Source organism: Mycobacterium sp. OAS707 (assembly GCF_014873705.1).
Classification (GTDB): Bacteria; Actinomycetota; Actinomycetes; order Mycobacteriales; family Mycobacteriaceae; genus Mycobacterium.
In genome coordinates this window covers 639,707-655,105 of sequence record NZ_JADBDS010000001.1, presented here as the reverse complement: position 1 = coordinate 655,105, position 15,399 = coordinate 639,707, and the positions used below count along the sequence as shown (strand labels likewise).

Annotated in this window: 11 protein-coding genes; 10 read left to right on the top strand and 1 reads right to left on the bottom strand. The window is 65.5% G+C overall.

What is annotated here, in order from left to right:
* Window positions 1-105 precede the first annotated feature (105 nt).
* From GGC64_RS03200 to GGC64_RS03185, 4 genes are all read left to right on the top strand, one after another.
* Window positions 106-2,367 (top strand): polyribonucleotide nucleotidyltransferase, encoded by a 2,262-nt coding sequence (locus tag GGC64_RS03200; protein ID WP_192720994.1) that lies wholly within the window; start codon window positions 106-108, stop codon window positions 2,365-2,367.
* On the top strand, window positions 2,345-3,691 hold the full coding sequence (locus GGC64_RS03195; protein ID WP_225951148.1) for a pitrilysin family protein: 1,347 nt from the start codon (window positions 2,345-2,347) through the stop codon (window positions 3,689-3,691). Before GGC64_RS03200 ends, GGC64_RS03195 begins: the two co-directional genes overlap by 23 nt.
* Window positions 3,692-3,709: 18 nt before the next feature.
* Window positions 3,710-4,603, top strand: a complete 894-nt coding sequence (gene bla, locus GGC64_RS03190; RefSeq protein ID WP_192720993.1) for a class A beta-lactamase — start codon at window positions 3,710-3,712, stop codon at window positions 4,601-4,603.
* Between the two features lie 113 nt (window positions 4,604-4,716).
* A complete protein-coding gene (locus GGC64_RS03185; RefSeq protein ID WP_370581958.1) occupies window positions 4,717-5,415 on the top strand; it encodes a LuxR C-terminal-related transcriptional regulator in 699 nt (232 codons plus the stop codon).
* Between the two features lie 1,300 nt (window positions 5,416-6,715).
* Here GGC64_RS03185 and ald read toward each other — a convergent pair.
* Window positions 6,716-7,831 (bottom strand): alanine dehydrogenase, encoded by a 1,116-nt coding sequence (gene ald / locus GGC64_RS03180; protein ID WP_192720992.1) that lies wholly within the window; start codon window positions 7,829-7,831, stop codon window positions 6,716-6,718.
* A gap of 93 nt (window positions 7,832-7,924) precedes the next feature.
* On the opposite strand from ald, the gene GGC64_RS03175 reads away from it, so the two are divergent.
* Genes GGC64_RS03175 through GGC64_RS03150 form a run of 6 tightly spaced genes read left to right on the top strand, consistent with a single transcriptional unit; the run spans window position 7,925 to window position 15,391 of the window.
* On the top strand, window positions 7,925-8,440 hold the full coding sequence (locus GGC64_RS03175) for an Lrp/AsnC family transcriptional regulator (RefSeq protein ID WP_192720991.1): 516 nt from the start codon (window positions 7,925-7,927) through the stop codon (window positions 8,438-8,440).
* Between the two features lie 9 nt (window positions 8,441-8,449).
* Window positions 8,450-11,173, top strand: a complete 2,724-nt coding sequence (locus tag GGC64_RS03170; RefSeq protein ID WP_192720990.1) for a LuxR family transcriptional regulator — start codon at window positions 8,450-8,452, stop codon at window positions 11,171-11,173.
* A 54-nt stretch (window positions 11,174-11,227) separates the two neighbouring features.
* Window positions 11,228-12,244, top strand: a complete 1,017-nt coding sequence (locus GGC64_RS03165) for an LLM class flavin-dependent oxidoreductase (protein ID WP_192720989.1) — start codon at window positions 11,228-11,230, stop codon at window positions 12,242-12,244.
* Complete coding sequence (locus GGC64_RS03160) at window positions 12,241-13,875, top strand: FAD-dependent monooxygenase (RefSeq protein ID WP_192720988.1); 1,635 nt, start codon at window positions 12,241-12,243, stop codon at window positions 13,873-13,875. Before GGC64_RS03165 ends, GGC64_RS03160 begins: the two co-directional genes overlap by 4 nt.
* Entirely contained in the window at window positions 13,872-14,762 is an 891-nt protein-coding gene (locus GGC64_RS03155) for an SDR family NAD(P)-dependent oxidoreductase (protein WP_192720987.1), read from the top strand. The genes GGC64_RS03160 and GGC64_RS03155 overlap by 4 nt, the downstream gene beginning before the upstream one ends.
* Window positions 14,759-15,391 carry a carboxymuconolactone decarboxylase family protein gene (locus tag GGC64_RS03150; RefSeq protein ID WP_370581957.1) on the top strand — a complete coding sequence of 211 codons (633 nt, stop codon included), beginning with the start codon at window positions 14,759-14,761 and terminating at the stop codon, window positions 15,389-15,391. The genes GGC64_RS03155 and GGC64_RS03150 overlap by 4 nt, the downstream gene beginning before the upstream one ends.
* Window positions 15,392-15,399 lie beyond the last annotated feature (8 nt).

Sequence of the window (15,399 nt, the reverse complement as noted above, 5' to 3'; positions counted from 1 at the left end):
CGATCGATGGCCGTAGCCGCATCAAGGCCGGTGGTTCATACGCTGTGACGACGCGAAATAGCTGAACAGTGAAACACTGAACCAAGAGAGGCCATACGGACGCCCATGTCTGTAGTCGAAATTGAAGACGGCGTGTACGAATCCACCGCCGTGATCGACAACGGGAGCTTCGGCACCCGCACCATCCGCTTCGAAACCGGTCGGCTTGCTCAGCAGGCCGCCGGCTCCGCCGTCGCTTACCTCGACGACGAGACGATGCTGCTGTCGGCGACCACCGCCAGCAAGAGCCCCAAGGACCACTTCGACTTCTTCCCGTTGACCGTGGACGTGGAGGAGCGCATGTACGCCGCCGGGCGCATCCCCGGCTCGTTCTTCCGCCGCGAGGGCCGTCCCTCCACCGACGCGATCCTGACCTGCCGGCTGATCGACCGGCCGCTGCGGCCGTCGTTCGTCGACGGCCTGCGCAACGAGATCCAGGTCGTGGTGACGGTCATGTCGCTCGACCCTCAAGAGCTCTACGACGTCGTGGCGATCAACGCCGCGTCGATGTCCACCCAGCTGGCCGGCCTGCCCTTCTCGGGTCCGATCGGCGGGGTGCGGGTCTCGCTGATCGACGGCACCTGGGTCGCGTTCCCGACCGTCGAGCAGGGCGAGAAGGCCGTGTTCGACATGGTCGTCGCGGGCCGCGTCCTCGAGGACGGCGACGTCGCGATCATGATGGTCGAGGCCGAAGCCACCGAGAACGTCGTCGAGTTGATCGGCGGCGGTGCCCAGGCGCCGACGGAATCCGTTGTGGCAGAAGGCCTGGAGGCGGCCAAGCCGTTCATCAAGGCGCTGTGCGCCGCGCAGCAGGAGCTGGCCGATCGTGCGGCCAAGCCGACCGGCGAGTACCCCGTCTTCCCCGAGTACGGCGACGACGTGTACTACTCGGTCGCGTCGGTGGCCACCGACGAGCTGTCCAAGGCGCTGACCATCGCGGGCAAGCATGAGCGCGACGACCGGACCAACGAAATCAAGGCCGAGTTGGTCGAGCGGTTGGCAGAGCAGTTCGCGGGCCGCGAGAAAGAGATCGGCGCCGCGTTCCGCTCGCTGACCAAAAAGCTTGTGCGCCAGCGCATCCTGACCGACCACTTCCGCATCGACGGCCGCGGCATCACCGATATCCGCGCGTTGTCCGCCGAGGTGGCCGTGGTGCCGCGCGCACACGGCAGTGCGCTGTTCGAGCGTGGCGAGACCCAGATCCTCGGTGTCACCACGCTGGACATGATCAAGATGGCCCAGCAGATCGACTCGCTGGGACCCGAGACGTCCAAGCGCTACATGCACCATTACAACTTCCCGCCGTATTCGACCGGCGAGACCGGCCGCGTCGGTTCGCCCAAGCGTCGCGAGATCGGCCACGGCGCGCTGGCCGAGCGGGCGCTGATGCCGGTGCTGCCCAGCATCGAGGAGTTCCCGTACGCGATCAGGCAGGTGTCGGAGGCACTGAGCTCCAATGGCTCCACGTCGATGGGTTCGGTGTGTGCTTCGACGCTGTCGCTGCTGAACGCCGGTGTGCCGCTCAAGGCGCCGGTGGCGGGCATCGCGATGGGCCTGGTGTCCGACGACGTCGAGATCGACGGCAACACCGAGCGGCGCTTCGTCACGCTCACCGACATCCTCGGCGCCGAGGACGCGTTCGGCGATATGGACTTCAAGTGCGCAGGCACCAAGGACTTCGTCACCGCGCTGCAGTTGGACACCAAGCTCGACGGCATCCCTTCGCAGGTGTTGGCCGGCGCGCTGGCCCAGGCCAAGGACGCCCGGGTGACCATCCTCGAGGTGATGGCCGAGGCCATCGACAGCCCCGACGAGATGAGCCCGTACGCGCCGCGGATCACCACCATCAAGGTCCCCATCGACAAGATCGGCGAGGTCATCGGGCCCAAGGGCAAGATGATCAACTCGATCACCGAGGAGACCGGGGCGCAGATCTCGATCGAGGACGACGGCACGGTGTTCGTCGGTGCCTCCGACGGCGTTTCCGCGCAGGCCGCGATCGACAAGATCAACGCGATCGCCAACCCGCAGCTGCCCAAGATCGGTGAGCGGTTCCTCGGAACCGTGGTCAAGACAACCGATTTCGGTGCTTTCGTGTCCCTGCTACCCGGCCGCGACGGCCTGGTGCACATCAGCAAGCTCGGCAGGGGCAAGCGGATCGCCAAGGTCGAGGACGTGGTCAAGGTGGGCGACAAGCTGCGTGTGGAGATCGCCGACATCGACAACCGCGGCAAGATCTCGCTGGTCCTCGTCGACGAGGACACTTCGGAAGCCGCCACCGAGGCACCCGCGGACGCACCTGTCGATGCCGCAACCGCCAGCAGCTAGGTCCCGGGCACTGCATCGCGGCGCCCGCGCCGACGAAACGTCGGACGCGGTGCGCTGCACCACCTTGCCCGGTGGCCTACGTGTCGTCACCGAGTTCATCCCGTCGGTGCATTCCGCATCGGTTGGCGTATGGGTCGGTGTCGGATCGCGCGACGAGGGACACAGCGTGGCAGGCGCCGCGCACTTCCTGGAACACCTGCTGTTCAAGTCGACGCCGTCCCGCACGGCGGTCGAGATCGCGCAGGCGGTCGACGCCGTCGGTGGTGAGCTGAACGCGTTCACCGCCAGGGAGCACACGTGCTACTACGCGCATGTGCTCGACACGGACCTCGAGTTGGCCGTCGACCTGGTCGCCGACGTGGTGCTGCGCGGGCGTTGTGCTGCCGAGGGCGTCGAGGTCGAACGGGACGTCGTGCTCGAGGAGATCGCGATGCGCGACGACGACCCGGAAGACACGCTCGGCGATGTTTTCCTCTCGGCGATGTTCGGCGAGCACCCTGTCGGCCGTCCCGTCATCGGCAGCGTCGATTCGATCTCCGCGATGACACGCGCGCAACTGCACTCGTTTCACCTTCGCCGCTACATCCCCGAGCGGATGGTGCTGGCGGTGGCCGGCAATGTCGACCACAACGAAGTGGTGTCATTGGCACGAGAACACTTCGGGCCGAGGCTGATTCGCGGTCGAACTCCGGTGGCACCGCGCAAGGGCACCGGCCGGGTCACCGGCAGGCCGACGCTGCAACTGGTCCGCCGTGACGGTGAGCAGACGCATCTGATGCTCGGTGTGCGCACGCCAGGACGCCACTGGGAACAGCGGTGGGCGCTGTCGGTGCTCAACAACGCACTCGGTGGCGGACTGAGTTCCCGGCTGTTCCAAGAGATTCGGGAAACGCGCGGCCTTGCCTACTCGGTGTACTCGACCATCGACACGTTCTCCGACTGCGGGGCGCTATCCGTCTACGCGGGGTGTCAGCCCGACCGATTCGACGAAGTGGTCCGGGTGACCACCGAAGTGCTCGAGAAGGTGGCGCGCGACGGCATCACCGAAGCGGAATGCCGCATCGCCAAGGGCTCGCTGCGGGGCGGGTTGGTGCTCGGACTGGAAGACTCCGGTTCGCGAATGAACCGTATCGGCCGCAGCGAGCTCAACTACGGCGAACATCGCAGCATCGCGCACACCCTCGGCAAGATCGAAGCCGTCACACTTGCCGAAGTCAACGCCGTCGCACAACAGTTGCTGACCCGGCCCTATGGCGCCGCTGTCCTTGGTCCGCAAAGATCGAAAAGGTCGCTGCCACAGCCGCTTCGGAATATCGCGGGCTGACCCGGTAGCCTGGAGCCGATGACTGGAATGTCGCGGCGCCGGGCACTGCTCGGCGGATTGATGTTGGCGGCCTCTGCATATGCGACCAAACCCGCGGTGGCGGATCCAATGGATCCAGCACCGCCGATTCAGGACCGCATCGCAGCGCTGGAGCGCCGTTACAACGCGTACGTAGGCGTGTTCGCCGTTGATGTCGACGGCGCCCGCACCATCGAGCACCGCAGCCAAGAAGCGTTTGCGATGTGCTCGACGTTCAAGGCCTACGCCTCGGCACGGGTGCTGCAGATGGTCGAACACGGTGAGCTGACGCTGGACCAAACAATGTTCGTCGATCCGGCCGGGATAGTCGCGAACTCGCCGAGGACGGCGCCGCGCGCCGGTGGCGAGATGACGCTCGACGAGCTGTGCCAGGCAGCATTACAGGTGAGCGACAACACCGCCGGCAATATGCTGCTGAAAACCATCGGCGGCCCGCCGGCCGTCACCGCCTTCGCCCGCAGCATTGGCGATCCGAGCACGAGGCTCGATCGCTGGGAGACCGAGCTGAATTCGGCGGTTCCAGGCGACCCTCGCGACACGAGCACGCCACAGGCCCTTGGCGGCGGGTATCGCAGTCTGCTCACCGGGGACGCGCTGGCCCCGCAACAGCGCCAGCAGCTCGAGGATTGGATGCGAGCGAACGAGACGTCGAGCATGCGCGCCGGCTTGCCACCGGACTGGACCACGGCCGACAAGACCGGCAGCGGCGACTACGGCAGCACCAATGATGTGGGCATCGCGTACGGCCCTGCAGGTCAACGCGTGCTGCTCGCGCTGATGACGCGTTCGCAGGCCAGCAACCCCGAGGCCCAGAACCAGCGGACGCTGATCGGTGAGCTCACCGCGCTGCTGGTAGCCGAATTCATGGGTTAGGCCCAGTTCGAGGGAAACACCTGATTCCTCGGACGCCCCTTCTGCAATACGTTCTTGTCCAGCAGACGAGCCGCGCCTGCATCGCGGACCGGCGGGGGGAGGGAGCAGCAGACGTGGCGATCGAAACGATTGCGATTCACTACGGAATGGATATCGGCACTGGCGCTGTGGCAGTCGTCGACGAGCACGACGCGACCCACGCGGCCGTCGAGCTGTGGTGCAGCAAGGCGCAACCACGGATTCCGTTGGCAGGTACCTACTTTTCGGCCGACCAGTTTCTCGCCGAGCATCCTTCGCCATCCGTGGCGAACATGGGTCCGGTCGTGCTGGAATTGCCGCAGCAGCGCAACGGTGTGGACTTCAGCGGGTTGGACCGCATTGTCTCCCGCCGGCACCGCGCAATCGTTTACTCGCACATCGCAACCGACGAAGTCATCCTGACGGCGCTGGAGCGCGGCGCGGTCACCTATTTGACGAAATCAGAGAGTAAGGATCATCTGATCGACGCGATCAGGGCCGCCGGCGCAGGCCGGCCCTATGTCGGGCCGCGGATGGCCTTGGCGATGCTCAACGACAGCAAGACCGGTCGCGCGAACCTTGCCCCGCGGGAAAAGGAAGTGCTGGTCGCCTGGTTTCGTACCGAAAGCAAGGATCTCGTTGCGCGCCAACTGCAGATCGCGCCGACAACCGTTCGTACTCACCTACAGCGGGTCCGTGCCAAGTACGCCGCGGTAGGGCGGCCGGCCACCACCAAGGCGGCGCTGGTGGCCAGGGCCATTCAGGACGGCATCGTCAACGTCGACGATATCTAGCTACTGCGGACGGATCAGCGACAGCCGCGGCGCGGCATCTACGCGGTGCAATTGATTCATCGATCGGTAATGCGTGCACTGGCCTGCCCTGCACAACGCGCAGTCAGTCCCGGCGCGGTAGTGCTCATGTGCACTTCTCCCGTGGCCACACCTACACGACAAAGTGGGCACGGCCACACTGTACGCCGAGTTCGCCAAACGCGGAAGTTCGTACCACCAAAGCGATTTCGACCAATGTCGGCAATACCGTGACAGGCGGCAGCCGCATTTCGTCGTGCATGAAATGCGTCGCTCACAATGTCGAAAAATGCGCGGATAGCCCTGGCGTACGTCGGTTCAATTTGTGGCTATTCGGAATTGGTCTCGACGTGCCCATCGATATCGCACCGTGACTGGGCTGCCAGTGTGGCTTTGGTTGATGGGTAAGCCATCTGGCCACGCCTGACAGGCCGCTTCGCAGGGCAGCGGGCGGATCCGCTGAACACTCGGCGGTTTCAGTGGTTGTGCTGAACATTTGCCAGGCCGAACTCAACTTAGTCAGATTGCGAAATCGGGTAAACGCCGTTTTCGCAATCCGACAGTGCCGGCAAGCTGTGAGCCACGGGGCGGTCTTTCGCGGCAATTCACACGCCGCGTGGGTGAAGTCTCGACCGGAATCGCTCGACACGTCCCCGGAGCGGCGATTTGAGCAACTCCACTTGTAAGGGTGACCTGGTCGCCCGACAACCCCTCGCGGCCGGGCGACCGGGCCTCCCGTGGCACCTGGCTCAACGCCGCTGCGTGCGCGCTGGAGGCGGTTGGATGTCCTGTTTTCCTTCCCTGCCGTGGGGCTTCACCCTCCTGGCACCGTCCATGCGTGCTAAGAGCGTATGCCCTTCCACGCCAAATTCACACGCGTAGTTCCATTGAATCTGAGATTGTGTCGAATTTTTCAGTCCCTGACAGCAGCAAATAGCCGTGGATGGTCCGCGCTCGTGACGGCGGTGTCATCGCGGCCATCCCCGCCGACCTGATGACGTGGAAAAACGCGGCACCCATTCCCATGAATGGGACTGCAAGCCCGTTCTTGGGGTGGCATCGCCGAGAGTGAGACAGCACTATAATTGTCGCTTCCAACAATTTGCTGAACCTGCACAGTGGCCACCTGTTCGTCGAGTCTCCGGTACGGGAGATGACGGTATGGCAATTCCCAGATGTGGGAATCAGGCGAATCCCTACGGTTGTCGCGTCTTGACCCCACGCAACAGCAAACCCGGGCACCGCTCGATTGCGGCGCCCGGGTTCGCGGGGGTGGGAAGCGTCAGGCCAGCACGGCGGCAGGCTCCGTGAACGGAAGGTCGAGGTCGGCCGCGACCTGCCCGGAGAGCAGCGCGCCCTCATGCGTGGACAGGCCCTTGGCCAGTGCCGCATCGGCCTGACAGGCGGCCTGCCAACCCTTGTCGGCCAGCTTGAGCACATAGGGCATCGTCGCGTTGGTCAGCGCATAGGTCGACGTGCGGGGCACTGCGCCTGGCATATTGGCCACGCAGTAGAACAGCGTGTCGTGCACGGCGAAGGTCGGATCGTCGTGGGTGGTCGGCCGGGAATCCTCGAAGCAGCCGCCCTGATCTATCGCGATGTCGACCAACACCGCACCCGACTTCATATGCGCGACAGTCGAATTCGTCACCAGCTTGGGCGCCTTGGCGCCGGGCACCAGAACCGCACCGATGACCAGGTCGGCCTGCTTGACGGCATCTTCCAGATCCAGCCTCGAGGAGTAACGGGTCTCGATGGCGCCGCCATATTCGGCATCGATCTTGCGCAGAATGTTGATGTTGAGGTCGAACACGGTGACGTGCGCGCCCATGCCCCAAGCGACGGCGGCGGCGTTGTCGCCTGCCATGCCGCCGCCGATCACAACGACCTTCGCAGGAGCGACGCCGGGGACGCCGCCCATCAGCACGCCGCGACCGCCCTGGGTGCGCATCAGGTGGTAGGCACCGACCTGGGCGGCAAGCCGTCCGGCGACCTCGCTCATCGGGGCGAGCAGCGGCAGGGCACCGTCGGCGGTCTGCACCGTCTCGTAGGCGATCGACGTCGTGCCCGACGCGAGCAGTGCATCGGTGCACGGCTTGGACGCGGCGAGGTGGAGGTAGGTGAACAGGGTCTGGCCCTTGCGCAGCCGGGCGTACTCGGCCTCGATCGGCTCCTTGACCTTGAGCAGCAGGTCGGCCTCTTCCCACACCTGGTCGGCGCTGGTGATCAGCTGGGCGCCCGCTCGTTTGAAGTCTGCATCGGTGATGGCCGACCCCTCGCCGGCGCCGGCCTGGATGATCACCTCGTGGCCGCGATGAACCAACTCCGCGACCCCGGCGGGGGTGATCGCGACGCGGTACTCGTTGTTCTTGATCTCGGTCGGGATTCCGACGCGCATGACGGCTCCTAAAAGTCGTGGTTTCCTATCAAAGTGTGAAGAACTTTCGATGTAATGGCAATCACTCCGAATACTCTTCGATAAGGTAGCGGTATGTCAGAAGGAGTCACGAAAACGGTGCCGGCGCCCGCCCGGCCGTCGAAGGATGTTCGGCCGGTCGAGATCGATGACGTCGACCGGCGCATCCTGACCGCCCTGCACGCCGATGCGCGGATGTCCAACAGTGCCCTGGCCGAACTCATCGGCGTCGCACCGTCCACATGCCACGGCCGCGTACGTCGACTGCAGGAGCTCGGCGTCATTCGTGGCTTCTATGCCGACATCGATCCCGCCGCTATCGGTCTCACACTGCAGGCGATGATCTCGGTGAGCCTGCAGTCCAATGCCCGCGGCAAGATCCGCAACTTCATCGCCCACATCCGGTCCAGGCCGCAGGTGATGGATGTCTACTTCCTCGCGGGCGCGGACGATTTCATCCTTCACGTTGCCGCACGTGACACCGACGATCTTCGCGCGTTCGTGGTGGAGAATCTCAACGCCGACGCCGACGTGGCAGGCACTCAGACGTCGTTGATCTTCGAACATCTCCGCGGAGCGTCACCGCTATAAGTTGGTTTCATGCTGCACGGGCGGGCGGCGGAGCTGGGCGACATCCGTGAGTTGCTCGCGGATGCGCGGACCGGTCGCAGCTCAGTGCTCGTGCTTACCGGCGAGGCAGGCAGCGGAAAGACGGCCTTGCTCGAGCATGTTGCCGCCGAGGCCAAGGACTTTCGGGTACTGCGGTGCACTGGCGTCGAGTCCGAGGCCGAACTGCCGTTCGCCGCACTGCATCTGCTGCTTCACGACTGCCTCGACCGGCTGGACTCGCTGCCCTCGGCGCAGGCGTCGGCGTTGCAGGCGGCATTCGGTTTAGCGGAAGCGCCTGGCGTGGACCGTTTCCTGGCCGGTCTCGCCACGTTGACACTGCTGTCCGAAGCAGGCGGCGACCGACCGTTGCTCTGTCTGGTCGACGATGCCCACTGGTTGGACCGGGCCTCGCGAGACGCGCTGCTGTTCGCCGCTCGCCGACTGGGTGCAGAGGGTGTGGTGCTGCTGCTGGCGGTACGCGACAGCGCGGCCGACCTTCGAGGGCTTCCGGTGATGAACCTGGGCGGCCTGAGCGAATCGGCGGCAGGTGCGCTGCTGGCCGAACAGGCCGGCGACCTCGCGCCCGATCTGCGGGCCCGGTTGATCGAAGAGACCGGTGGCAATCCCTTGGCACTGCTCGAATTGGCCGCGGCAGCGCGGTCCGGTGATCGAGCCGCCGGGGTGCCACCCACCGTGGGCGGCGGGCTCACCTCTGCCGCGCGCAGGGTGCTCGACGCATTCGGTTCGCAGGTGGATCGGCTGCCGGCGGCGGCGAGGCTGGCGCTGCTTGTCGCGGCTGCGGAGGACACCGGCGAGATGGGGGTGGTGCTTTCGGCGGCTCAGCGAATAGAGCTGGGGCTGAACGACTTTGAGCCAGCTGAACGCAACCGGCTGATTCGCCTCGACGAGGGTGTGGTCACGTTTCGGCACCCGTTGATCCGGTCGGCGGTGTACGGCCGGGCGACCGCGGCCGATCGGATCACCGTCCATCGCGCGCTTGCAGACTCGCTGCCGGAGCCTGATCGACGGGCGTGGCATCTCGCCGCCGCGGCCGTCGGATTCGACGACAACGCGGCAGATGCGATGGAGGCCGCTGCGCTGCGTGCCGACGCGCGGGGAGGATACGCAGCCAGTGCGGCGGCACATGAGCGGGCGGCCCGTCTGACCGCGGATCCGATCGTGCGCGGCGCACGGTTGGCGGCCGCGGCGATGAGCGCGCGTGATGCGGCTCAGTTGGACAGGGCGGCCAGACTCGCACGGGATGCGTCGGCGCTGACCGAAGACCCGCGGGCATTGGCGAAGCTCACCTGGGTCCGTGCGCGGCTGGAGTTCGAGCGTGGCACCCCCAGGCACGCCTCGGAGATGGTGCTCGCAGGCGCCGAGATGGTCTGCGACCGCGACAGCGAAGAAGCCGCCAGGATGCTGATCGAAGTGGTGAGGATGGCGTACTTCGCCGACGACGCACCGGAATTGGCGCGCACCGTTGAGCTCATCGACTCGTTGCCGCTGGCCCCGGATCATCCACTGCGTCCGATGCTGACGGCCAGTTCGATCCTCGCCAGGCTGCAGTGCGGGGAGGATGTGGACAAGGTTCCGCCGTTGCCACCCGCGGTGCGGGCAATCCGCCCCGAGCAGCTAGGGATGACGATCGGCAATCTCGCAATTCACAGTGCGTTTCTGTTGATGATCATCGGTGACGCCGACGAAGCGTGGGCACAGACCGAGCGGATGCTGGTGGAGGCGCGGGAGCGCGGGCTGATCGGTGGCCTGCCGCACATCCTGCTGCAGCATTCGCAGGCGGCGCTGGTGGCAGGCCGGTTACGTGAGGCGCTGCGCACCGCGAACGAGGGTGTGCAGATCGCAGAGGACACCGGCCAGCTGCACTCGGCGGTGAACCTGCGCGGCGTTGTCGCGAGGATCACCGCGATGACAGGTGACGAGGAAACCTGCGTCGCGCTGGCGGGCGAAGCGATACACCGTGGCGTGGAACGACATTCATCCAGCGTCGGACTAGCGGTGCTCGCGCTGGCGGTGCTCGAACTCGGGTTCGGACGTTATGCCGCCGCGCTCGAACGGCTGGCGTCGTTGCCGCCGCGGCTGCGCCGGCATCCGACGTTTGCCTACCTGTCGCCGCCGGAGTGGGCCGAGGCCGCCGCGCGCAGCGGACAGCCGGAACGCGCGGCGGAGACGATCGCGATCTATGAGCGGTGGACTGCCCACCGTGACAACCCTGTCGTCAGGGCGCACCTGCATCGCTGTCGCGCGCTGCTGGGCACCGACGATGAAGCAGAAGCGCACTACCAGGCGGCCATTCGGCTGTACGACGACATCAATCGGCCAATGGCACGGGCGCGTAGCGAACTGCTCTACGGCGAATGGCTGCGACGAATGCGGCGCCGATCCGAGTCTCGGGAACCGCTGCGGGGTGCGCTGCGGGTGTTCGAACGGATCGGTGCCCGCTCGTGGGCCGAACGCGCAAGGGCCGAGCTACGGGCGACGGGGGAGAGCGTCGCCGCGGCCGCTGAAACGGGCGGCGCGCAGCTGACGCCGCAGGAACTGCAAGTCGTACGTCTGGCTGCCGCGGGCCTGTCCAACCGGGACATCGGCGCACAGCTGTTCATCAGCCCGCGCACCGCCGGCTATCACCTGTACAAGGCGTTTCCGAAGCTCGGGGTGGCCGGTCGGCACGAACTCGCGGGTCTGGACTTGCCCTGAATACAGTCATCCGACAGATTCGGTGGCTGCGGTACGCGCGTCATTGTGGGCGGCATGAAGTTTGGAGTCGACGTCCCCACCTGCTTGGCCGGGATGGCGTATCCGGTCCCGTTCGCCACCGCCGACGAGGTGGTCCGGATCGCGGTCGAGGCCGAGCAGCTCGGATACCACGAGGTTTCTGGTAACGATCATCTGAGCACTCAGCGGTTCGTCCGGGAGGCGTGGCCGCAGCCGCCGGATTACTTCGAGCCGTTGATGATGTTGGCGACCATCGCCGCGAAGACTTCGGTGGTCCGGCTGGGCACCGGCATTCTGGTGCTGCCGATGCGTGAGCCGGTCCTGCTCGCCAAACAGGTGGCCACGCTTGACCACATCAGCGGTGGCCGCGTCACTCTCGCGGTGGCGGCAGGCGGATACCGCGACGAATTCGAAAGCGTCGTACCTGATCTCGCCGAGGCGTCGCGAGTCGACCTGATGGCCGAGGGCATCGAGTCGCTGCGCGAGCTCTTCGAAAAGCCGCGATCCAGCTACGAAGGTAAGTACCGGCGGTTCCTCGACGTCGAATCGTATCCGAAACCCGTACAGGATCCGTTGCCGATCTTTTCCGGCGGCAACGGCAAGGGCGCTCTTCGACGTGCCGGTGAGCGTTGCGAAGGTTGGCTGCCCGCCAAGATCGGGCCGGCCGAGATCGCCGCGGGCCGGGCGACGGTGTCGAGCTATGCGCGGGCGGCGGGCCGCGACCCCGCAGCCGTAACGATCGGGCTGCAATCGGTTGTGTGCATCGCGGACACGACCCAAGAGGCGCGCGATCGCCTCGAGCGGTCCACGTTCGATCTGTTCCGGCGATCGCTCAAGGACACCATGATGAAGGGCGTCGATCTCGACAAGTACCTGGCCGACAACCTCATCGGCACGCCGGACGAGGTCTGCGCGAAGGTGGCGGCGTTCGAGGAGGCCGGTCTCGACGGCTTCTTCGCGACGCTGTTCGTCGCCGACACCGTCGACGAAATGCTGGAGCAGATGCGCCTTTTCGCGCGGTACGTGTTGCCCGCCTTCCCGGACGCATCATGAACCGTCATCACGTCGATGTCCTCGTCGTAGGAGCTGGACCGGTCGGTCTGACCGCAGCCGCAGAACTGCGGCGCCGCGGTGTGACTGTGCGATGCGTGGACGCGGAGCGTTTCCACAACGTCAGCACCAAAGCCGCCGGCATCCAAGCCAGAACACTCGAACTCTTCGAACGGCTCGGTGTGGTCGATGCTGCTGTGGAACGGGGGCTTCCGGTGCGCAAGTTTCACATCCTGAGTGAGGAACGCCCGATCGCGCATTTCGACCTCGGCCGGCTTGACACCCCGTATCCCTATCTGTTGATGCTGCCGCAGAACCAAACGGAGGAGATTCTGCGGCAGCGGTTGGAAGAGTTTGGCGGAGCAGTGGAATCCGGCGTGCAGCTGGTTGGTTTCACACAGAACCACGCCGGCGTCGATGTCGTATTACGTTGTGCTGATGGACAATCCGAGCACGTCCGGGCGGACTGGATGATCGGTGCTGACGGGGCGCACAGCTCGGTGCGCCATCTGTTGGGTCTGCAGTTCGAAGGTGGAGCATTCCGCGAAGAGTTCGCCACGGTGGATGTCCGCATTGATTGGCATCTGCCGATGGACGAGTTATACGCCTACCTCAACAGAGGCGACTTCGTCGCGTACTTTCCACTCGTCGGCGGATGGCATCGCGTTGCAATCGCCTACAACACCCGTCGTGCGCCCGATGGTGAGGTCACCCTCGCCGAGGTTCAGTCGGCGATCGATGCGTGCGGCCCTACCGGTGCGCGCGCTGTGGAGATCGGCGATCGGTCCCGGTTCGTGATCCACCAGCGGACGGTGGAAAGGCCGTCCGTCGGCCGGGTATTTCTCGCAGGCGATGCAGCGCATGTGCATTCGGTGGTCGGTGCGCAGGGCTTGAACATCGGTGTGCAGGATGCGTTCAACCTCTCGTGGAAACTCGCCGCGGTGATATCAGGCCAAGCGAAGCCGGAATTGCTCGACACCTATGCAGCGGAGCGGCGTCCTGCCGCGAGCCGAACCGTGAGGGGAACCCGGCGCGCGACGCGGATGACGTTGTTGCGGCGCCCACCGACGGTGTTCGCGCGACAGCACGTCGCCCCGCTGGTGCTCGGGCGACGCCGGGCCAGAAGCACGATCGAACGCGCGCTGTCGCAGCTCGACATCTCGTACCGCGCACCGGGGGCAGTGGCGACCGGAACCATCGTGACCGGTGATCGAGCGCCCGACGCGCCAGTGCGGCGATTCGGTGTTGCGCGGACTCGGACCGCACCCGTCACCCGGCTGTTCGAAGTGATCAGGCGCGACGAGTTCTCGCTTGTTTTGGTTGGCGAACCGGATGATTTCGCGGTGGGTTACCCGCCGATCGCCCGAATGGTCACAGAATTCCCGCTGATCCAGCACTACGTGCTGCTGCCGGACGATGCGGTGTACGGTTCGCTGCATACCGGGGTCACCACGCTGGTTGACGCAGGCAATACCTTGCGGCGCAAATACGAAATCCATCGGCGCGCGATGCTGCTGATCCGGCCCGACGGTTACCTCGCACTGCGCCATGACGAGTGGGCTGCCGAGACACTTCGAAACCACTTGCAGCGCTGGCTTATTCCTGTCCGAGCGAATCAATTGGAGGAAGCATGACGTGCACTCTTCGACATGTCGTCGTAACCGGCGCCTCTACCGGTATCGGACGGGCGACCGCGGTGCGCCTGGCCGCCGCGGGTTGGCATGTGTATGCGGGGGTACGCGCGCTCGCGGACGCGCCGATGGCCGAGACGGTCACACCGTTGCTGATGGATGTCACCAACGCCGGACAGATCGGCGACGCCGTCGAGACCGTCACCGAACACGTCGGCGCAGCCGGACTGAATGCGTTGGTGGACAACGCCGGAATCGGGGTAGCGGTTCCGATGGAACTCGTGCCGCTGGAATCGCTGCGGTGGCAACTCGAGGTCAACGTGGTCGGCCAGGTCGCGGTGACCCAGGCATTCCTTCCGCTGCTTCGCCAGGCCAGGGGGCGGCTCGTGATCATCGGTTCGATCGGGGATCGGTTCACCCCGCCGTTCGGCGGTCCGCTCGCCGCGTCGAAGTCGGCGATCGCGTCGATCGCCGACGCGTTCCGGCAAGAGTTGGCGCCGTGGGACATCGACGTGGTGTTGCTGGAACCGGCGAGCATTCACACCGAAGCGATCGACAAGCTGCGGCACGATTCGCAGAGCGCCGTGGAAGAGTTCTGGACCGCAGGCAAAGAGCTCTACGGCGAGACCTACCTCGGCATGGTGAGCGCGGCGCTGAAGCGGGAACGCAAGGGAAGTCCGCCCGATGTCGTGGCTCGCAAGGTGCAGACGGCGCTGACGGCGCGTCGGCCGCGTGCACGTTACCTCGTCGGCAAGGACGCTCAAGTGCTGGCGAATCTAGTTCGGTTCATGCCGACACCGGCACTCGATGCGTTGCGCCGCAGGATCTTCCACCTCCCGCAGCCCGGTTCATCCGCTGTCCTCTCGGCTCGCGAGGGGGCCTCACGGTGAAACTCGCCAACCAAGATCAGGTAGCCGCACTCGATCCGACGTTCGGCAGGATGGCCGCCGAGGTCGGCGTGCACGCGTGGTCGTTACCGCAGTTGACCATGCGAGAGAAGGCGTTCGTGTTCCTCGCCGCCGACCTGTGTACCGTCAACCTTGGCTTCCCCTTGTTGACGCACGTTCAAATGGCAGAAGCCAACGGGGTTTCCGTCGCGGAGTGCGTGGCGGCGATCCGTCATCTGGCACCGTATGCGGGTTATCCGACCGCAGCGGTGGCGCTGCAGCAGGTGAGTTCACGGGGCGAGGCGAAGGAATCGCAGCCGGTCCACGATTGGGATCTCCCCACCGAAACCCTTGCCGCACTTGCTGATTTGGACGATGAGTTCGCGAGTTTCGTCGCCAATCAGTACCACCAGCGGTGGGGCAGCGGTGAACTTTCGCCGCGTGAGCGGGCACTGGTGTGCATCGCGGTCGATGTGTTGAACCAGACCCTCGACGAATCCTTCAGTCTGCACATCGACCTGGCATACGCCGCGGGTGCCGGTGACGAGCAGGTGCGCGCGGTGTTGCTTCTCGTCGCGGAGTATGGAATCGCGAAGGCGTGGCGGGCCTTCCGCGCACTGGCGGCCCGGTGACGGCAAAG

Coding starts and splice junctions, on each gene's coding strand:
- GGC64_RS03200 (WP_192720994.1), top strand. CDS start 106: ATGTCTGTAGTCGAAATTGAAGACGGCGTGTACGAATCCACCGCCGTG.
- GGC64_RS03195 (WP_225951148.1), top strand. CDS start 2,345: ATGCCGCAACCGCCAGCAGCTAGGTCCCGGGCACTGCATCGCGGCGCC.
- bla (WP_192720993.1), top strand. CDS start 3,710: ATGACTGGAATGTCGCGGCGCCGGGCACTGCTCGGCGGATTGATGTTG.
- ald (WP_192720992.1), bottom strand. CDS start 7,831: ATGCGCGTCGGAATCCCGACCGAGATCAAGAACAACGAGTACCGCGTC.
- GGC64_RS03175 (WP_192720991.1), top strand. CDS start 7,925: ATGTCAGAAGGAGTCACGAAAACGGTGCCGGCGCCCGCCCGGCCGTCG.
- GGC64_RS03170 (WP_192720990.1), top strand. CDS start 8,450: ATGCTGCACGGGCGGGCGGCGGAGCTGGGCGACATCCGTGAGTTGCTC.
- GGC64_RS03165 (WP_192720989.1), top strand. CDS start 11,228: ATGAAGTTTGGAGTCGACGTCCCCACCTGCTTGGCCGGGATGGCGTAT.
- GGC64_RS03160 (WP_192720988.1), top strand. CDS start 12,241: ATGAACCGTCATCACGTCGATGTCCTCGTCGTAGGAGCTGGACCGGTC.
- GGC64_RS03155 (WP_192720987.1), top strand. CDS start 13,872: ATGACGTGCACTCTTCGACATGTCGTCGTAACCGGCGCCTCTACCGGT.